Origin of the sequence: Cellulomonas sp. PS-H5 (genome assembly GCF_019265565.1) — a bacterium.
Lineage (GTDB): Bacteria > Actinomycetota > Actinomycetes > Actinomycetales > Cellulomonadaceae > Cellulomonas.
In genome coordinates this window covers 1-17,904 of sequence record NZ_JAHVCI010000052.1, presented here as the reverse complement: position 1 = coordinate 17,904, position 17,904 = coordinate 1, and the positions used below count along the sequence as shown (strand labels likewise).

17 protein-coding genes are annotated in these 17,904 nt (G+C 76.5%); 6 read left to right on the top strand and 11 right to left on the bottom strand.

Annotation, left to right across the window (positions count from 1 at the left end; all coding sequences use genetic code 11):
- Positions 1-7: 7 nt before the first annotated feature.
- The 5 genes from J5O08_RS16575 to J5O08_RS16555 all read right to left on the bottom strand — a co-directional run bounded on the left by J5O08_RS16575 (position 8) and on the right by J5O08_RS16555 (position 4,945).
- The gene (locus tag J5O08_RS16575; protein WP_218707991.1) at positions 8-823 is read right to left on the bottom strand and encodes an ABC transporter ATP-binding protein; all 816 of its coding nucleotides are present in this window, start codon (positions 821-823) and stop codon (positions 8-10) included.
- Positions 820-1,887: an iron chelate uptake ABC transporter family permease subunit gene (locus tag J5O08_RS16570; protein WP_218707990.1), complete on the bottom strand. Its 1,068-nt coding sequence runs from the start codon at positions 1,885-1,887 to the stop codon at positions 820-822. Before J5O08_RS16570 ends, J5O08_RS16575 begins: the two co-directional genes overlap by 4 nt.
- Positions 1,884-2,927, bottom strand: coding sequence for an iron ABC transporter permease (locus J5O08_RS16565; protein ID WP_218707989.1), 1,044 nt, complete (start codon positions 2,925-2,927; stop codon positions 1,884-1,886). Before J5O08_RS16565 ends, J5O08_RS16570 begins: the two co-directional genes overlap by 4 nt.
- A 10-nt stretch (positions 2,928-2,937) precedes the next feature.
- Positions 2,938-3,981, bottom strand: coding sequence for an iron-siderophore ABC transporter substrate-binding protein (locus J5O08_RS16560; RefSeq protein ID WP_218707988.1), 1,044 nt, complete (start codon positions 3,979-3,981; stop codon positions 2,938-2,940).
- A 160-nt stretch (positions 3,982-4,141) separates the two neighbouring features.
- On the bottom strand, positions 4,142-4,945 hold the full coding sequence (locus J5O08_RS16555) for an AraC family transcriptional regulator (RefSeq protein ID WP_218707987.1): 804 nt from the start codon (positions 4,943-4,945) through the stop codon (positions 4,142-4,144).
- 139 nt (positions 4,946-5,084) lie between these two features.
- Here J5O08_RS16555 and J5O08_RS21730 point away from each other — a divergent pair, with 139 nt between their 5' ends.
- From J5O08_RS21730 to J5O08_RS16540, 3 genes are all read left to right on the top strand, one after another.
- A complete protein-coding gene (locus J5O08_RS21730) occupies positions 5,085-5,609 on the top strand; it encodes a YcxB family protein (RefSeq protein ID WP_218707986.1) in 525 nt (174 codons plus the stop codon).
- Positions 5,610-5,703: 94 nt separating this feature from the next.
- Positions 5,704-6,543 (top strand): CPBP family intramembrane glutamic endopeptidase, encoded by an 840-nt coding sequence (locus J5O08_RS16545; RefSeq protein WP_218708008.1) that lies wholly within the window; start codon positions 5,704-5,706, stop codon positions 6,541-6,543.
- A gap of 207 nt (positions 6,544-6,750) precedes the next feature.
- Positions 6,751-7,788: a serine hydrolase gene (locus tag J5O08_RS16540; RefSeq protein WP_218707985.1), complete on the top strand. Its 1,038-nt coding sequence runs from the start codon at positions 6,751-6,753 to the stop codon at positions 7,786-7,788.
- Between the two features lie 170 nt (positions 7,789-7,958).
- On the opposite strand, the gene J5O08_RS21385 is transcribed toward J5O08_RS16540, so the two are convergent.
- Both J5O08_RS21385 and J5O08_RS16530 read right to left on the bottom strand, forming a co-directional pair.
- The gene (locus J5O08_RS21385; RefSeq protein WP_218707984.1) at positions 7,959-8,873 is read right to left on the bottom strand and encodes an AMP-binding protein; all 915 of its coding nucleotides are present in this window, start codon (positions 8,871-8,873) and stop codon (positions 7,959-7,961) included.
- A 455-nt stretch (positions 8,874-9,328) separates the two neighbouring features.
- The gene (locus J5O08_RS16530; protein ID WP_218707983.1) at positions 9,329-11,212 is read right to left on the bottom strand and encodes an HNH endonuclease signature motif containing protein; all 1,884 of its coding nucleotides are present in this window, start codon (positions 11,210-11,212) and stop codon (positions 9,329-9,331) included.
- Positions 11,213-11,492: 280 nt separating this feature from the next.
- Here J5O08_RS16530 and J5O08_RS16525 point away from each other — a divergent pair, with 280 nt between their 5' ends.
- Complete coding sequence (locus tag J5O08_RS16525) at positions 11,493-11,636, top strand: hypothetical protein (RefSeq protein WP_166938335.1); 144 nt, start codon at positions 11,493-11,495, stop codon at positions 11,634-11,636.
- A gap of 442 nt (positions 11,637-12,078) precedes the next feature.
- Here J5O08_RS16525 and J5O08_RS16520 read toward each other — a convergent pair whose 3' ends face one another.
- Positions 12,079-14,475 carry an LLM class flavin-dependent oxidoreductase gene (locus tag J5O08_RS16520; RefSeq protein WP_308281675.1) on the bottom strand — a complete coding sequence of 799 codons (2,397 nt, stop codon included), beginning with the start codon at positions 14,473-14,475 and terminating at the stop codon, positions 12,079-12,081.
- Entirely contained in the window at positions 14,472-15,416 is a 945-nt protein-coding gene (locus J5O08_RS16515; protein ID WP_218707981.1) for an LLM class flavin-dependent oxidoreductase, read from the bottom strand. The genes J5O08_RS16520 and J5O08_RS16515 overlap by 4 nt, the downstream gene beginning before the upstream one ends.
- A 101-nt stretch (positions 15,417-15,517) precedes the next feature.
- Here J5O08_RS16515 and J5O08_RS16510 point away from each other — a divergent pair, with 101 nt between their 5' ends.
- Positions 15,518-16,006: a MarR family winged helix-turn-helix transcriptional regulator gene (locus tag J5O08_RS16510; protein WP_217617115.1), complete on the top strand. Its 489-nt coding sequence runs from the start codon at positions 15,518-15,520 to the stop codon at positions 16,004-16,006.
- Positions 16,007-16,034: 28 nt separating this feature from the next.
- Here the strand turns inward: J5O08_RS16510 and J5O08_RS16505 are convergent, their stop codons facing one another.
- Positions 16,035-16,439, bottom strand: coding sequence for a MarR family winged helix-turn-helix transcriptional regulator (locus tag J5O08_RS16505; RefSeq protein WP_255590083.1), 405 nt, complete (start codon positions 16,437-16,439; stop codon positions 16,035-16,037).
- Between the two features lie 211 nt (positions 16,440-16,650).
- On the opposite strand from J5O08_RS16505, the gene J5O08_RS16500 reads away from it, so the two are divergent.
- Positions 16,651-16,857, top strand: a complete 207-nt coding sequence (locus tag J5O08_RS16500) for a hypothetical protein (RefSeq protein ID WP_218707977.1) — start codon at positions 16,651-16,653, stop codon at positions 16,855-16,857.
- A gap of 89 nt (positions 16,858-16,946) precedes the next feature.
- On the opposite strand, the gene J5O08_RS16495 is transcribed toward J5O08_RS16500, so the two are convergent.
- Positions 16,947-17,708 (bottom strand): YcnI family protein, encoded by a 762-nt coding sequence (locus tag J5O08_RS16495; protein ID WP_218707975.1) that lies wholly within the window; start codon positions 17,706-17,708, stop codon positions 16,947-16,949.
- Between the last annotated feature and the right edge of the window lie 196 nt (positions 17,709-17,904).

Genomic DNA, 17,904 nt, shown 5'->3' with positions numbered 1-17,904 from the left:
CCCGCCCTCAGCCCGCGAGCGCCGCGTCCGCGTGGTGCCGCCCCACCGGCAGCATCAGCGGCCGCCCGGACAGCGGGTCGGTGATGACCCGGCTCGCCAGCCCGAACACCGCCTGCACGGTCGCCGGCGTCAGGACGTCCGTCGGGTCGCCCGCCGCGAGCACCCGCCCGCCGGCCATCGCCACCAGGTGGTCCGCGTACCGGGCGGCCAGGTTGAGGTCGTGCAGCACCATGACGATCGTCGTGCCGCGGTCCCGGTTCAGGTCGGTGAGCAGGTCGAGCACCTCGACCTGGTGGCTCACGTCGAGGAACGTCGTCGGCTCGTCGAGCAGCAGCAGGTCCGTCTCCTGGGCGAGGACCATCGCGATCCACACCCGCTGCCGCTGCCCGCCGGACAGCTCGTCGACCGGGCGCTCGGCGAGCTCCACCGTGCCGGTGGCCTCCAGAGCGGCGGCGACGGCGCGGTCGTCCTCGCGGCTCCACCGGGACAGCACGCGCTGGTGCGGGTGCCGGCCGCGGCCGACCAGGTCGGCGACGGTGATGCCCTCCGGCGCGAGCGGCGACTGCGGCAGGAGTCCGAGCGTGCGCGCGAGCTCCTTGGCGGGCGTCCGGTGCACCTCCCGGCCGTCGAGCAGCACCTGCCCGCCGCGCGGCGCGAGCAGCCGGGACATCGAGCGCAGCAGCGTCGACTTGCCGCAGGCGTTCGCGCCGACGACCGCCGTGATCCGGCCCGGGGGCACCGCGAGGTCGAGCCCGTCGACCACCGTGCGGTCGCGGTAGCCGAGCGTGAGCGCCGTGGCCTCGAGCCTGTGGGACGTGGTCACAGCGAGCCTCCCGTGCGGTTCGTCCGCGTGATCAGGTAGATGAGGAACGGCGCCCCGAGCGCGCCGGTGACGACACCGACCGGGTAGCGCGCGCCGAACGCGTACTGGCCCACGAGGTCGGCGACCAGGACCAGCAGCGCACCGACCAGCGCGGACGGCACCAGCATCGAGCCGCGCGCCCCGACGACGCGCGCCGCGATCGGGCCGGAGAGGAACGCGACGAACGCGACGGGCCCGGCGGCTGCCGTCGCGAACGCGATGAGCCCCACGGCGGCGCCGATCAGCAGGATCCGGGTCCGCTCCACCCGGACGCCCAGCGCCGAGGCGGTGTCGTCCCCGAGCTGCAGCTGGGAGAGGTTCCGCGACTGCGCGAGCAGCACCGGGCCGAGCACGACCAGCGCGAGCAGCACGGGCACGACCGCGCCCCAGCCGGTGCCGTTCAGGCTGCCGGTGAGCCAGCGCATGGTCTCCTGCAGCTCCCAGCGCGGCGCCTTGCTCAGCGCGTACGAGGTGACGCTCTCCATCATCGCGGCGACGCCGATGCCGATGAGCACCAGCCGGGTGCCCAGCACCCCCCGCCGGAACGACAGCACGTAGACCAGCGCGGCGACGCCGAGCCCGGCGGTGATCGCGAACAGCGAGACCTGCGCCCCACCCAGCCCGAGGAACACGATGCCGACCGCGGCGGCCGCGCTGGCGCCCGTGCTGATGCCGATGATGTCGGGGCTGGCCAGCGGGTTGCGCAGCATGGTCTGGAAGGTCACGCCGCCGAGGCCGAAGCAGGCCCCTGCGACGACGGCCAGGACCGCGCGCGGCAGGCGCAGCCGCCCGACGGTGAACGTGGCGCCCGGGACGTCCTGCCCCAGCACCACGCGGAGCACGTCGGCCGGCGGGTAGAACGTGCGGCCGACCATGAGGCTCGCGAGGAAGACGACGACGACGAGCACGACGAGCACCACGATCGCGCGCCGGCGGTGGCGCTGGCGGCGGACGCGCCCGGCCCGGACGGCGTCGGCGGTGGTCTCCGTGCCGGGCGCGGCGACGGCGGCGGCGAGGGCGGTCACAGCTCCCGCACCTTCTGCCGGCGGACCACCCAGATGAAGAACGGCGCCCCGACGAGGGCGGTGATGATGCCGACGTCCAGCTCCTCGGGCCGCGCGATGATCCGGCCGACGACGTCGGACGCCGTCACGAGCCCGGCCCCGGCCAGCGCCGAGAACGGCAGCAGCCACCGGTGGTCGACCCCGACCAGCAGCCGGCACAGGTGCGGCACGACCAGCCCGACGAACGCGATCGGCCCGGCGACCGCGGTCGCCCCGCCGGCCAGCAGCACGGCGCCCAGGGACGCGAGCCCGCGCGCGACCGCGACCCGCTCGCCGAGGCCCGCGGCCAGCTCGTCGCCCAGCGCGAGGGAGTTCAGCCCGCGCGCGGCGAGCAGGCAGATCACCGTGCCGGCCCCGAGGAACGGCAGGACCGCGCCGATGCTGCTGAAGCCCGCGCCGCCGACCCCGCCGATCTGCCAGGACCGCACGCTCTCGGCGATGTCGCCCCGCGGCAGCACCACGGCGCTGATGAACGACACGAAGGCCGCCGACGTCGCCGCCCCGGCGAGCGCCAGCTTGAGCGGCGTCGCCCCGCCGCTGCCCAGGGAGCCCACCGCGTACACGAGCACGGCGGTGATCCCGGCGCCGACGATCGCGGTCCAGATGAACGCGGTCTGCGTCCAGATGCCGAACCAGGCGACGCCGACCGCGACGGCCAGCGAGGCGCCCATCGTCACGCCGAGGATGCCGGGGTCGGCGAGCGGGTTGCGCGTGACGCCCTGCATGACCGCCCCGGACAGCCCGAGCGCGGCGCCGACCAGCAGCGCCAGCACGGTGCGCGGGATGCGCTTGGCCACGGCGGCCTGGCTGACGTTGTCGATCGACCCGCCGAGCGCGGCAATCAGGTCCGCCCAGGAGATCTCCCGGGAGCCGATCGCGAGCGACGCGGCCACGAGCAGGACGAGGACCGCGACGACGGCGAGCAGCCAGAGCAGGCGCACCCGCGCCGGGCGTCGCACGACGGCGACGCCCGGCGCGGGTGCGGGTGGGGCGAGGGTCACGCGCGGCCGGTCACTCGGCGGAGGTGCCCGCGGCGTCCGCGAGCATCGTCACGTAGTCGTCCAGCACCCAGGAGATCGACAGCGGGGTGGGGTTGGCGGCGGTGCCCAGCGGGCCCGAGCCGTCCAGGAAGACGATCGCGTCGTTGGCGACGGCCGGCATCTGCGACAGCAGCGGGTCGGCCTTGAGGGTGTCGACCAGGGCCTGGTCGCCGTAGGTGACGATCAGCTCGACGTCGTCGAACAGGTCGACCTGCTCCGCGCTGACGGAGCCGGAGAACTCGCCGGACGCGCTCGCCTCCTCGACCGCAGCAGGCGTGCTGAGGCCCAGGTCCGCGAAGAACGCGGCGCGGGTGTCGTTGGCCGTGTAGAAGTTCACGGTGCTGAGGTCGGTGGTGTCGACGTGCGTGAGGAACATCGTCGACACGCCCTCCAGGCCCGGGTGCGCAGCGACGGTGTCGGTGATCTCGCCCTCGAGCTCGGCGACCAGCTCCTCGCCCTCCGCCTCCATGCCCATGCCGGCGGCGTTCACCAGGATCATGTCGCGCCACGAGGTCGCCCAGGGCTCCTCGGGGTAGGCGACGACCGGCGCGATCTCGCTCAGCGTGTCGTAGTCCTCCTGCGTGAGGCCGGAGTAGGCCGCGAGGATCACGTCGGGCGCGGTGTCCGCGACCGCCTCGAAGTCGATGCCATCGGTCTCGTCGAACAGCACCGGCTCCTCGCCGCCCAGCTCCTCGAGCTTCTCCTCGACCCAGGGCAGCAGGCCGTTGCCGTCGTCGTCGCCGAAGTTCGCGGCGGCCATGCCGACGGGCACCACGCCCAGCGCCAGCGGCACCTCGTGGTTGGCCCAGTTGACCGTCGCGACGCGCTCCGGCGCCTCGTCGAGGGTCGTCGTGCCGAACGCGTGCTCGATCGTGATCGGGAACTCGTCGGACGCCCCGGCCGACGTCGGGTCGTCCGACCCGGACGACGACTCGGACGGCGTGCTGCTGCAGGCAGCGAGGACCAGGGCGACCGATCCGGCCGCGACCAGCGCGGACAGGCGACGGGTGCGCATAGCGACGTCAGCTCACTCTCGGGGAGGCGAAGGGGACGCCCGACCTGCGCGGACGCGGTCCGTCAGCAGGTGAGGCGTGCCTAAGTTAGGTGAGGCTGTGCGAATGGCGCAATCGCGCGATCGGGACGTCGACCCGCGTCATCGGGACAGCGCCGGGCCCTCAGGACGGCTGGAAGGCGCTCGGCGCGCGTCCCGTCTGCCGGCGGAACGCCGCCCCGAAGGCGCTCGCCGACGCGTAGCCGACCGCCTCCGCCACCTCGTCGACCCGCTCCCCCGCCGCGAGCAGCAGCACGGCCCGCTGCGCCCGCACCGCCGCCTGCCACCCGCCCAGGCTCAGCCCGGTCTCCGCCCGGAACGCCCGGGTCAGGGTGCGCGGGCTCACCCCGAGCGCGGCCGCCCAGTCCGCGAGCGCCCGCGGGTCCCCGGGGTCGGCCGTCACGGCGTCGACCACCGGGCGGAGCAGCGGGGACCGGGGCGTCGTCACGGCCACCTCGTCCGGCGCCGGGACCAGCACGTCCAGCACCATCTGCTCCGTGAGCACCCGGGACCCCTCTGCCAGAGCGGGGTCCTGGAGCCGCGCCAGCAGCAGCGCGAGCAGCGGCGTCACCTCGACCGCGACCGGCGCGTCCGCCAGCGGCCGCACCGCGTGCACCCCGAACTGCGCCGTCCGGTACCAGGTCCCCGCCGGCGCCCGGGCCGTGTGCACCGTCCCGGCCGGCAGCCACAGCCCCGTCGTCGGCGTGATCGCCCACGTCCGGTCCGCCGCCGTCACGCTGGACGCGCCGCGCAGGTTCCACAGCAGCTCGTGCGTCGGGTGCGCGTGCGGCGCCCACACCGTCTCGCGGTCCACCAGCTCGTCCATGCCGTCGATGACGTACGGCACCGCCACCGAGCCCGCCGCGTAGAGCGGCAGCGACCGGCTGTCGACGCCGTCGACGGGGCGGGCGGCCGGACCGGTGGACATGGGCGCAGCCTACGAGCCGCGACCCCGCCGGCTGGCCTGGGCCGTTCGGGTGAGGCGGGCCGGGATCGCCCTCCGCGCCGGCCCGACCCGCGGCACACTCGCGCCCGGGGCGACGCCCCGCCCGTCCCGAGGAGGACCCGTGCCCGGTGCGACCGCACTGCCCGTGCTGCGACTGGCGTGGCAGCCCGACCGCGCCGAGCTCGCCGACGCGCTCCGCGTGCTGCTGAGGCTGCGCCGCCGCCGCCGAGCCGGTGCCCTCCTGCTCGGCGGCCTCGCCGTGGCGGCAGGGAGCTGGGCCACGGGGCAGCTCCTCCTCCCCTGGCTGGCGCTCGTCGTCCTGCTGCTGGCGCTCGTGGTGCTGCCCGTCCACCGACTCGCCGCGCAGATGTCGTGGCGCAGGGACCCGCGCCTGCGCACCGAGCACACCGCCGAGGTGGTGCCCGGCGAGGGCCTGAGCCTGACGATCGGCGACGTCGCCTCCGCGTACCGGTGGTCCGCGTTCTCCGGCGTCCTCGAGACCGACGCCCAGTACCTCCTCACCCTCCCCCGCGGTCGGCGCACCTCCGTCCTCCCGCTGCCGAAGCGTGCCGCCGCGCCCGGAGATGCGGACGCGCTTCGCGCCGTCCTCGCCGCCGCGCTCGGCGAGCCCGTCCGCGCGCGCTGACCCGGCCGCTCGCCTGGCCGGCGCGAGCCGCCCGTGACACCGTGCCGAGGTGACCTCCTCCGCCGCGGCCACGCCCGCGACACCGCCGGCCGCCGTGCGCGGTGCCGCCCCGGAGCCCGCGCGCGCGTCGTGGGACATCGGCTCGCCGGCGCGGCTGCTCGCCGCCGTCCTCGTCTGCGGCGCCGCCGTCCTGATCTTCGCCGTGCACGTCCGACCGCTCGGGTACGTGCCCCTCGTGCTCGGCGTCGCGCTCGGCCTCGCCGTCGACCGGGCGCTCGGGCGGGACCTGGCCCTGATCGGCACCGGCATGGCGATCGTCTCGACCATCTCGCTGAAGGCGGACCTCTCCGACGCCGGCATGGCGCGGTTCACCGTCGCCCTGTCCCTCGCTGTCCTGGTGCCGTGGGCGCTCTCCCGGTACGTGTTCGGGCAGCGGACCATCCGGTTCCCCGTCGCCACGGGCCGGCGCTGGGCGCGCTGGCAGTGGGCGTACCTGGCCGCCGTCGTCGTGATCGGCTACCTCGTCCTGCCGTTCTACTTCATCGGCTCCGGGGCCTACCGGAACTGGCCGGACCTCGACGGCGGGCAGGACATCGCGCGGCTGTTCGTGGGCGTCAACGCGGTCGGCATCTGGGACGAGCTGTTTTTCATCTGCACCGTCTTCGCCCTCCTGAGACGGCACCTCGGGCTGTGGACCGCCAACGTCCTGCAGTCGGTGGTCTTCGTGTCCTTCCTCTGGGAGCTCGGCTACCGGGAGTGGGGGCCGCTGCTCACCGTGCCGTTCGCCCTCGTCCAGGGGTGGATCTTCGCGCGCAGCACCTCGCTGCCCTACGTCGTCGCGGTGCACCTGCTGTTCGACCTCGTGGTGTTCGGCGTCCTCGTGCACGCGCACCACCCCGAGCTGCTCGACGTCTTCGTCACCGCGCCGGGCTGAGCGCGCGACGGGCTGAGCGCGCGACCGGCCGAGCGCGCGACCGGCCGAGCGCGCGACCGGCCGAGCGCGCGACCGGCCGAGCACAGGACGGGTCGAGCGCGAGGCGGGCTCGATCCGCGCGCGTGTCGGTGGGCGTCGCTAGCGTGCTCGGCACAGCCGCGTCCAGGGCGAGGACAGCGGGTCGCACCCGACCTCCCGGAGCCCTCGTTGACCGCCGCACCGCCCGCCCCCGCTCCCGCCCTCGTCACCGTCGTCGTCGAGGACGGCCGGCCACCGGTCGTCGACGTCGCCGGGTACGCCGACCTCGCTGAGCGGGTCCCCGCGACCGCGACCACGCCCGTCCACCTGTGCTCGGCCGCGAAGGCGGTCACCGCGGTCGGCGTCCTCCGCCTCGCCGGTCGCGGCGTGCTGGACCTCGACGCCGACGTGCGCGCGCTCGTCCCGCTCGACGTGCACGGCCGGACCGGCCCGACCCTCCGGCAGCTGCTCGGTCACCGCGGCGGCGTCGTCGACCCGCCTGGCGCGTTCGAACCGGCCGCCGGCCGTGTCCCGCCGACCGCGGACGTCCTCGCGGGGACTACCGCGGCGCACGTCGGCCCGGTCCGGGTCACGGCCGAGCCCGGTTCCGGCTTCGTGTACTCCGACGCCGGCTACTGCGTCGTCGAGCGCGCCGTCGAGGTCGCGACCGGTGAATCGTTCGCCGATGTGCTGCACCGCGAGGTCGCCGCCCCGCTCGGGCTCGCGTCGACCGGCTTCTGGGCCGGGGAGGTGGCGGCCGAGGTCCGCGGCCCGCGCGCGGCGGTGGTCGCCCGCCTCGCCGGGTCGGCCGCTGCGGGTCACCACGCCGACGGCCGCCGGCTCGCCGGCATCCGGGCGCACTACGCCGGCCTCGCCGCCTCGGGCCTGTGGGCCTCGGCGGCGGACCTGGCCGTCCTGCTCGACGACGTCGGCCGGTCCCTCGACGGGCGGGGCGGGGTCCTGCTCGACGCCGACCAGGGAACCGCGCTCGTCCGGGACCCGGGCGGCCTCGGCGTCGGCCTCGGCGTCTTCCCGTTCGGGGCACCCGGGCGCCCGTGCGTCATGACCCAGGGGTGGGGTGTCGGGTCCCAGTGCCAGCTCCGGTGGTACCCGGCTGCGGGCGGTGCGGTGGCGGTGGTGGTCGCGGCGGACCCCGGGGTGGGGCAGGACGCGTCCGTCGTGGGGACGACGATCGCCGCGGTCGCGGACGGCCGCGGGTGGCGGTGACCCGGCGGCCGGGCCGCGGCCCGGTCCACTGACCCCGCGACCACAGCCCGGTCCACTGACCCCGCGACTGCGGCCCGGCCGACCGGCCGCCGAGGGACCGGACGGACCGGCCTCCGAAGGACCGGACAGACCGGCCCCGGAGGGACCGGACGGACCGGGGCAGCGGGCGACTAGACCAGCGCCGGCCGGCGGGCCGGCGCCGGACCTCCGGTGCTCGCGTGCCGGTGTCGCCAGCCGCCGGCCGCGTCGAGCACGTCGAGCGCGAGCGGCACCGACGCCGCCCGGGCGCCTCGGGGAGCCGACCTCCGCCCCGGACCCGGCAGAGCACCGTCGACCTCCCACGGGGCGCTCTCTGCGTCGCCCGACGCCCCGGCGAGCGCCTCCAGGTCCTCGTGCGTCCAGTGCACGCCGAGCGGTCCTTCGCCCGGACGGTCCGACGGCACGAACAGCAGCGCCGCGTCGCCGTGCGGGTCCGGCGCCGGGGGCAGGGCCACGAGCAGGTGCCGCGTCACCAGGTCGACGAGCGGGAGCGCCCCGCCCACGAACCGGTCCGCCAGCCGCGGTCGGTCGGCCGCCAGCCACAGCGCGGGTCCCCGCAGTCGCCGGACCAGGCGCAGCCCGTGCCGGTCCCCCACCACCACGTCCGGACGGGCCGCGGCGTGCGCGGACGCGACCTCGGCATCAGGCAGGTCGGGGCTGGCTGCTACCACGACCGCGCCGAGCCGGAGGCAGGCCGCGACCGTCGCGGACCGCGCCGGGCCCGGCTCAAGTACCAGCGACACCCGGTGGTTCGCCCGCACCCCCGCGGAGTGCAGAGCCGAGGCGAGCCGGATCGCACGGTCGGCGCGCACGCCCCCGGCGGTGGCGACGCTCCGACGGGTGGCGGGGCTCCCGGCGGTGGTGACGTTCCCGGCGGTGGTGACGTTCCCGGCGGTGGCGGGGCTCCGGGCGGAGGCGACGCTCCCGGCGGAGGCGAGGCTCCCGACGGTTGCGAGGCTTCCGGCGTGGTCGAGGCCACCCGCGGTGCCGACGCTGCCACGGGTGTTCACGCCCCGGTCGGCGCCGGCGTCCGGGTCGTCGGTCACGCCCCGGTCCCTGGAAGTCGCGGGCCCGGGTCGACGTGCGGGAGCCGCGGCGACGGTGCGGTCCGTGGGGTCGAGACCGGTCACGGTGCCTCCTCGAGCGCTCAGCCGGCAGGTCCGGCGACGTGCTCCCACCGTCCCCCGCCCGGGCACCTCGCGTCGTCATCCCCCGGGAGGGATCGCGCCTACAGCCGACGCGGTAGGTCCACGACCGCAGGAGGACGAACGCGCGCGAGAGGTCGGCCGGACGGCTGACCCCGAGGTGTTGACGGGCGGTCGGCAGATGGCGAGCGGGGTGGGTTCCGGGACGCGCGGGGGATCGCCTACGGCACCGACGTAGGCGGCCGGAGGCGGTCACCGGGTGCTGGCGCGGATCGGCCGGTGCTGTCGGGAACGGAGTGAAGCGCGAGGTGCGAGGCGGGACAGCCGCGTCACGGACTGGGCGAGCATTTCGTCGCTCAGAAAGGAGGTGGTGCGTCGTAGGGGTCGGCCGTGGCGTCGTAGATCTGCCCGGTGCCGGGACGGGTGAGGTATCGGTGCCCGGTCGGAGTGACCCACTCGAAGAGCCCGGGTTCGATCTGCCGCAGTCGGAAGCCGCCGTCGGTCTTGAGACGGTGGTGCCGGTGGCACAGGGGGCCCAGGTTGTCGGCGTCGGTTCCGCCCAGGGGCGCGTCGGGGTCGCCGCCGGGTCGCGGGTGGAACTCCTGGGTGTGGTCGAGCTCGCAGGCGCAGGCCGGGACCATGCACCCGGGTGCCGCGCAGGTCTTGTCCCGGATGCGGACGAGTTCTGCGAGGGCGGCGGGTGGTCGGTAGCGCTCGCGACCGACGTCCAGGACCCGATCGGTGACCGGGTCGGTGACGACCCGCCGCCAGACCCCGCCGATCGCCAGCGCCCTTGCCTGGACGGCGTCGATGGGTCCGTGGCCGTCGAGGTGCGCGGGCTGGTCGTCCAGCCCGAGGAGCGTGGATGCGGGGATGGTGATGCGGACCTCGGCGCCCGGACGACCCGAGCAGCGGAGGCAGCTGCGACGCGCCGTGGCGGGCGCGACGGTGCCGGTCGTCAGGGCGGGTGGTGTGGCTCCGCTCGATGGGTTCCGCGTGGTGGCGTTGGTGGTGGTGCCTGCTCCGGTCCCGCCGTCGGTCGAAACCCTGGCGTCGGCTGAGGCCCCAGCTCCGAGCTCGGCCCCGGTGTCGGTCGGGACCTCGGTCGGCGTGCGTGGCGCTCCACGCGCAGGGGCGGGGTCGCCCACACGGGGCTCGGGGTGCGTCGCCGTGTCGCCGAGCGGGGTGAGGGTGGCGATCGGGATCGGCTCGACCGGGCGCGTGAGCACCTCACCGTCCCGGTCGGTCATGGTCGCCCCGTTCCACGACCGTCGCGGCTCCGGCGGCACCGGCAGCCCCGGGGACAGACGGACCTCGAACGCCGGCCCGTCCGACTCCGGGACGTCCCCGACCACCAGGTCCCGCAGGCCGTCGGCGCGCAGCTGGTCCAGGGTGCGGTCGTCGCCGAGGGCCTTGGCGGTCTTCGCGGCGTGGGTCAGGACCCCGTCGACGCGCAGCGCGTCCGCGGCGTTGAGGACCAGCCACATCGAGGCCATCCCGTCCGGCTGGGGGCGCGGGTGGGAGACCTTCCGGGTGCAGCGGGCGCGTTCGCGTCGGGCGGCGGCGCCCTCGGGATCGACCAGGCGGATCTCGCGAGCCACGCGTTGGCGCAGCTGGGCCACGGAGCACTGGTGCGCGTCGGGCAGCACCGCGTCCTCCACCGCGTGCGCGACCTGGAACGGCAGGTCGGCCAGCAGCTCGGTGAGGACCTCGGCCTTGGCCGCGTCGAGATGCCCGACCTCCAGGGCCTCCCGGGTGGCACCGAGCATCCCGTCCAGGACCAGGGCCCGGTGCACGGTCTTCGTCGCGGTCACCCGGGGCCAGCCCAGCCGCATCGCGAGCTCGTCCCCTGCCACGCACGCCTGCGTCGGCGGGGCACCGGCCAGCGGGGACCAGTCCGGGCTCATCTCCTCACGCGCGGCGAGCACGGCGATCGCGTCGAGCGTCGCGGCGTGCTGGTAGGACTCCATGCGCGTGCGGGCGGCGATCACCTCGACCAGGACCTTCGAGGACAGCACGTCCAGGTCCAGACCCCGCAACCACGCCTCCAGCACCGGCCCCGGCTCGCAGGACCGGATCACCTCGACCTGCCGCTGCTCACCCGTGCGCGGCGCCCCACCGGCCACCACGACCGGGTCCGGGCCGAAGTCCGTCAGGCACGTCCCGTCCGCCCCGTAGACCGGCAGCACCACGGCGGCGACCGGGTCGCCATCCGGGTGTCCTTGCAGGTCAGATGCCATGGAACGACCCTACCGACGGCCACCGACACGACCCCGGCGGCCGACCCCCGCCTTGGGGACGACGCACGGCCACCCCACCTGTGGACGAGCCGGCGCCCGCACGACGCCCGCGCCCGAGCGCGCCACCGCCGCACCGAGCGGTCAACCGCGGGCCTCTCCGCCGACCGACCGCGGACCCCGCCCGCCCCCGGTCGCGCCCCGGAGCGCCCCGTCCGAGACTGGCGGAGGCGAGCCGCCCCGCGACCCGCCAGCAGCACCCGAGCAACGAGAGGACCGCGTCATGGGCCTGGACGACATCACCGAGAAGGCGAGCGACGCCGGCATCGAGAAGGCCGGGGACACCGCCGCGAAGAAGTCGGGCGGCGGGAACGCCGACAAGATCGACGACCTCGAGAAGAAGGCCGACGACAAGATCGGCAAGTAGCCCGCACGCGACGACGCCCGCACCTCCCCCCGGGGGTGCGGGCGTCGTCCTGCGTGGCGCGAGCCACGGCCTCGCGGGCGGTACCGGGCCCTCCTCCCGGCATCCGCCCCCGGCGGGTCAGCGACGCACGCGCTGGCGTGCGTCCCGGGCACGGGTGACCAGGTCGCCCAGGCCGACCACGACGATCACGGCCACGAGGCCCGCGACGACGATCCACACCTGCGGCGACATGACGTTGCTCCTCGTTCCGGCCCTGACGTGCTGACGGGTTCCATCCTGACAAGCCGACCCCGCCCGGCGGATCGGCCCTGCGCCGTATCTTCGGGTCCGACGTCGGGCGTACGGGATCCCCCTCGGGGTGCACGGCCTCCTCCTCGCGGCGGAGGCCGACCCCCGGTCGCCCTCGGGGTCGCACCCCGAGAGCCGCGGTCCCGAGCGCCCCTCAGAGCACGACGGCCGGCGGCTCCGCGACCGAGTAGTTGTGCCGGAACACGTCCTCCGGGTCGTACCGCCGCTTGAGCTCGCGCAGCCGCTCGAGGGTGGCGCCGGGGTACACGTCCGCCAGCCGTTCGGGGCGCGGGTCGGTCTCGAAGGAGAGGTACGTGCCGTCGAAGTGGTGCGCCATCGCGTCCCAGATCGCGTCGATCCGCCGCCGGCTGCTGCCCATGGCGACGATGCTGAAGTTCGCCGACCGGTGGGCGTAGGCGGTGGCGTCGGCGGGCACGTCGTGCACGGCTCCCCCGGCGGCCCGGATCTGGAAGAACGGCGTGGCTCCGCTGCGGACGAGCCGGGCGGCGTCGGCAGCGAGCTCCGGGGTGAGCTGCTCGGCCATGCCGGACCGCGTGACCGGCTCGCCGTCGGACGTGTGCCGCTGCGGGACGGAGACGACGGCCGGGTACGGAACGACCTGCACCTGCTGCTGGAGCAGCGGCGCGATCCGGGCGAACGGGTTCAGCCGCTCGATGATCGTCTCCGGGTCGTCGGAGTCGACCATCGCCATGACCTGCGCGGCGACGATCCCGCCGCGGGGCGGTCCCATGATGAGGAACGCCGTGGTGTCGCGCGGGGCGGCCTCCAGCGTGGCGCCGTAGTCGACGAGGAACTGCTCCGTGTCGGAGGCGTCGAAGACGAGCTGGGCGAAGCCCACGTCCCCGACCTCGTCGACCTCGAACTCGAAGGACGTGACGACGCCGAGATTCGCCCCGGCGCCGCGGACGCCCCAGAACAGGTCGGGGTTCTCGTCGTCGCTCGCCCGGACGACGGAGCCGTCGGCGAGGACGACCTCGGCGGCGCGCAGGTGGTCGAGCGTCAGGCCGTGCTCGCGCACCAGGAAGCCGATGCCGCCCGCGGTGGCGAGGCCGCCGACGCCGACGCCGCCGTAGTCGCCGGAGGTGAGGGCCCAGCCGTACGGGTGCAGCGCCGCGGCGACCTCACCCCAGCGCGCACCGGGCTGGATGCGGACCCGCCGGGTGGCGACGTCGAGGACCTCGATCGCGTTCATCCGCGACAGGTCCAGCACGACGCCGCCCTCGTTGGTCGACCGCCCGCTGATGCCGTGCCCGCCGCTGCGGATCGCGAGGGGGACGTCCTGGGCGCGGGCGTAGGCCAGGGCCTCGACCACCTCGGCGGTCCCGCCCGGCCGCAGCACGAGCCCGGGCCGGCCACCGCGCATGTAGGTGGACCGGACGGCCGCGTACCCGGCGTCACCGGGCTCGACGGCGGCGCCGGCGAGGGCGGCGGGGATCGCGTCGTAGTCGATGCTTGGTGCCCGGGCGGCGCGCACGGCGGCGCTCCGGAGGGTGCCGACCCGGGTGCCGCGGGACGCGCGGGCGGCGGCGACTCGGTCGCGCACGGTGGCGGCGACCGCGGCGAACGCCTCGAGCGCGGCCTCGTCGGCGACCCCGAGGACCAGCGTCCCCACGCCCGCCTCGAGCACGAGGGCGGCCAGGGCGCCCGCCACGTCGACGTCCGGCGCAGCCGCGCCCGGCACGCCCGCGTCCCGGGGAGACCCGTCCGGACCGGACCTGAGGCCGAGCGCCCCCGCGTCGAGCACGAGGCCGCGCCGGACCTCGCGCGGGTCCCGGCCCGCCGCCGCGAGCGCCGCGTCCAGGGCGGCCTGCTCGCCGAGCACGACGTCGAGCTGCGCCGCGGCACCCGCCGGCACCGGCAGCCACCACCCGTCGGCGACGCGCGCGGCCAGCGTCCGCGCGCCGGCGTCGGCGTCGGCGGCACCCGGCACGGCACCCAGCCAGAGGGCAAGGTTGTGCGCAGGCGCCGGACCGCGCTGCGCGCCGGCGACCCGGTGGTGCCGCCCCTCGTGCACGAACGGCCCCGGCTCGGCGGCGGCCCACATGCCCCGCAGGACGTCGACGCCCTCGGCGAGCGCGTCGAGCGCGTCGTCGGCGTCCGCACCGTCCGAGCCGGGCGCGAGCCCGGGCGTCACGCGCCCGCCCGCGAGGTGGTCCAGGCTCGCCACGGCGCGCGCGAGCACCGCCGGGGGCCGGTCGTCGAGCCGCAGGCCGCGGGTCGCCACGTCGACGCGCTCGGTGGCGCCCGCGACGGACGCGAGCACGGTCCACGCGTCGAGCGCGTCACCGTCCGGCGCGCCCGCGCCCTCCCGCGCTCCCGCACCGTCCCCGGCACGCGCACCGTTCCCGATGCTCGCGTCACTCCCGACGCTCGCGCCGGTCCCGGTACCCGCGCCGTCCGCCACGACCACCAGGTCCAGCCCCAGCTCCTCCGCGCGCCGTGCGAGCCGCCCCGGCGCACCGGGGTCGGCCGCGGACGGGACGAGCTCGACGCCGAGCTGCAGCGGGTGCCCGAGGTCGACGCCGCTCACGCCTGCTCCCCCGCCCCGACGGCCGCGGGGGCCACGCCGGCGGACCCGCCGCGCTCCGCGGCGACCAGCTCACGCACGGCCGGCGCGATCTCCTGGCCGAGGACGGTGAGCAGCGTCGGGTCGTCGCCGGTGGCGATGAAGGCGCTCATCCCGTGCTCGAGGGCGAGCACGGCGAGCTGCTCGACCCACTGCTCGGGCGGCCCGGACAGCAGGTCGGTGCTGCGTCGCGCGGTGAGCTGCCCGCCGACGTTGAGCAGCCGGCGCACGGCCCGCGGGTCGCGGCCCGCGGCGTGCGCGGCGTCGTCGATGCGCGCGTTCGCGTCGTCGAGGTCCTGGAGGCTGCGGAGGTAGCCGAGGGACGGGAGCCAGCCGTCCGCGTGCTCGCCGGTGAGCCGGAGCATCCGCGGCTTGTAGGCGCCGACCCAGATGCCGACCGGGTGGGCGGGCGCGGGGCCGCGCTTGGCGCCGGCGAGCGGCCAGTAGTCGCCCGGCAGGTCCACGCGGGCGCGCTCGCTGGTGTCCCAGAGGGTGCGGATGACGGTGATGGCCTCGCGCAGCGCGTCGACCCCCTGACCCGGCGTGAGGCGCCGGCCGCCCATGGCCTCGATCGCGTCCCAGAAGGCGCCGGAGCCGAGCCCGAGCTCGACGCGGCCGCCGGACAGCAGGTCCAGGCTGGCGACGGAGCGGGCTAGCACGGCGGGCGGCCGCAGCGGGAGGTTGGCGACGTTCGGCGCGAGGGTGATCCGCTCGGTGCGCGCCGCGACGTAGGACAGCAGGGTCCAGGTGTCGAGGAAGGACGGCTGGTACGGGTGGTCCTGGAAGGTGGCGAGGTCGAGCCCCGCCTGCTCGGAGAGCTGCGCGAGCCCGACGACGCGCTCGGGCGCCGCGTTGCTCGGCGTGATGAACGACCCGAACAACAGGTCGTGGCCGTAGTCCGTCATGTCCGCCTCGTCTCGATCCGCCGACGCACCCGTCGGCCAGCACGATCGTATGTCCAACAGATGATTGGCTCAACCACGGGCCCGGGCGTACGATTCCCCGCATGACGGCGACCGGCGAGCAGACGACGCACCCCGCCTCCGATCTCGGGTGGTCGCTCGGCGTGCTGCTCCGCGCCTACGAGCACGCGATGACGTCGGCGGTCGAGGCGGTGCCCCACGGGTTCCGCGGGTTCCTGGTGCTGCGCGAGGTGGTGCGCGGGGCGCACCCGAGCCAGGCCGCCCTGGCGGCGAGCCTCGGCATCGACCGCACGGTGATGACGTACCTGATCGACGACCTGGAGCGCGCCGGCCTGGTGGAGCGCCGGGTGGCCGAGGTCGACCGCCGGCAGCGCCGGGTGCACCCCACGGCGGACGCCGAGGCGCTGCTCGCGGAGCTGGAGCACCGGATGGCCGTCGCGGAGGACGCGGTGTTCGGCGCGCTCGACCCGGCGGACCGCGCCGCCGTCGGGCAGCTCCTGCGCCGCGCCGCATGCGGGTACCGCGAGACCGGCGACCCGTGCACGACGGTGGAGCACGCGCTCGGGCGCTGACCCGGGCGCAGGTCACCCACCACCGGCGTCAGCCCCGGCGCCCCTCGGCGTCCTCACACGCGGCGAGCAGGAGCTGCGCCGCCTCGCGCACCTGGGCCACCTGGCCGAGGTCGAGCCGCAACCCGTCGACCATCGCCGCCGGGATGCCGACGGCCCGCTCCCGCAGGGCGCGCCCGTCGTCCGTCAGGCGGATCGCGAGGGCCCGCTCGTCCGCGCCGTCGCGCGCCCGCTCGACCAGCCCGAGCGCCTCGAGCCGGCGGACCAGCGGCGACGTGGTGGCGGGCTCCAGGTGCAGCAGCGCCGCGAGCGCCTTGAGCGTGAGGTCGCCGTGCTGCCAGAGCGCGAGCATCGCGAGGTACTGCGGGTGCGTCAGCCCGAGCGGCTCGAGCAGCGGCCGGTAGAACGCCACGAGGGCGCGGGCGGCGGCGGACATCGCGAGGCACACCTGCGCCTCGACGGCGAGCGGGTCACCGGCGGCGGGGTCGGCGACGGACGCAGCCGCCCCGGACGCCGCCGGGTCCGATGGAGCCGGCCCGGGCGCAGGGACGGCGGTCGGGGGTCGGGTCACGCCCTCGATGCTAGCGCGGATGATTCGTGCGCATATGATGAGGGCACTCAGCACCGGACGGGACGAGGCGGCGGGCATGGGCAGGATCGGCAGGGCGAACGACAGGCGCGAGGCGGCGCTGCTCAGCGTGTTCGGGCCGGCCCAGGTCGGCGACCCCCTGGCCCCGGACCGCGAGGTCGCCGAGGCCGACCGCGAGCGCGACCAGGCGCTGCGCACCGAGTTCGTCCGAGTGGTCGGAGCGGACGGCCGGTCGTACCTGGTCGAGCGCCCGGTCGAGGACTGACTCCAGCCCCCCCGCGGCACAGCCCCCGCGCACACGACGCCCCCGCGACCGAGCCGGCCGCGGGGGCGTCGTCCGTAGGGGGACGCGCCTCAGCGCGCCCCGGCCCGCCGCCACGCGAGCACGGCGACGACGAGGGCACCGACGCCGGCCGCGAGACCGAGCCCGCCGAGCACGACGGGCAGCGCCCCGGTGTCGTCCGCCGACGAGCCGGAGCCGGCGCCCCCCGCCCCGGCCTCGTCGCCCGCCCCGGCGTCCTCGACCCCGGCACCCGACGCGTCCGCCGCGCCGTGCCCGTGGCCGTCCGCCGCCGCCTCGGTCGTCGTGAAGGTCGGCGCCGGGCTGTCCGGCTCCTCGTCGCCCTCGGCGACCTGGTCCCAGTCGACGACCTCGCCGTCGGCGTACTCCTGGTGCGCGGGCAGGACGAGCTCGGTGCCGGCTGCGGGCAGCGGGCCGACGGAGATCGCGAACTGCTGGAACTCGCCGTCGCCGATGCCGGCACCGTCGGCGGTCCAGGTGACGTGCAGCGGCGCCTGGGTGAGCGTGGCGCCGTCGACCTCGACCGGCTCGGGCAGGGTGCCGCGCTCGACGGTGGCGGTCCACCCGGGCACGGGCTGCGTCGAGACCGACGTCAGGGGCGTGTCCGTCGGCAGGTCGACGGTCACCCGGGTCGTCGCGGACGTCGGCGACTCGTTGGGGACCCGGAAGGTGAGGACGGTCCAGCCGCCGGCGGCGGTGGTCTCGGGGATGACGCGGACGTGCGCGGACGCCGCGGCGGCGGAGCCGAGGACGAGGGCGGCGGCCAGGGCGGGGCCGGCGGCGAGGCGCACGAGGACGCGGGGGGATGCGGACACGGTGGGTTCTCCTGGGGACGGCGTGACGCGCGCCGCCGGGCCGCCGCACGGGGCGGCGGCGGGGCGCGCGGGGACGGCGTGACCCGGCACCCCCGCCGCGCAGGGCGGGCTGGGGCTCAGGCCACGCAGGGGCAGAGCGCCCCGGGAGGGCCGCGCCGCGCGACACCACCGCGCAGGGCCGGCACCGGGCGCGGCG

Coding starts and splice junctions, on each gene's coding strand:
- J5O08_RS16560 (WP_218707988.1), bottom strand. CDS start 3,981: ATGCGCACCCGTCGCCTGTCCGCGCTGGTCGCGGCCGGATCGGTCGCC.
- J5O08_RS16555 (WP_218707987.1), bottom strand. CDS start 4,945: ATGTCCACCGGTCCGGCCGCCCGCCCCGTCGACGGCGTCGACAGCCGG.
- J5O08_RS16530 (WP_218707983.1), bottom strand. CDS start 11,212: ATGGCATCTGACCTGCAAGGACACCCGGATGGCGACCCGGTCGCCGCC.
- J5O08_RS16525 (WP_166938335.1), top strand. CDS start 11,493: ATGGGCCTGGACGACATCACCGAGAAGGCGAGCGACGCCGGCATCGAG.
- J5O08_RS16515 (WP_218707981.1), bottom strand. CDS start 15,416: ATGACGGACTACGGCCACGACCTGTTGTTCGGGTCGTTCATCACGCCG.
- J5O08_RS16510 (WP_217617115.1), top strand. CDS start 15,518: ATGACGGCGACCGGCGAGCAGACGACGCACCCCGCCTCCGATCTCGGG.
- J5O08_RS16505 (WP_255590083.1), bottom strand. CDS start 16,439: ATGTCCGCCGCCGCCCGCGCCCTCGTGGCGTTCTACCGGCCGCTGCTC.
- J5O08_RS16500 (WP_218707977.1), top strand. CDS start 16,651: ATGGGCAGGATCGGCAGGGCGAACGACAGGCGCGAGGCGGCGCTGCTC.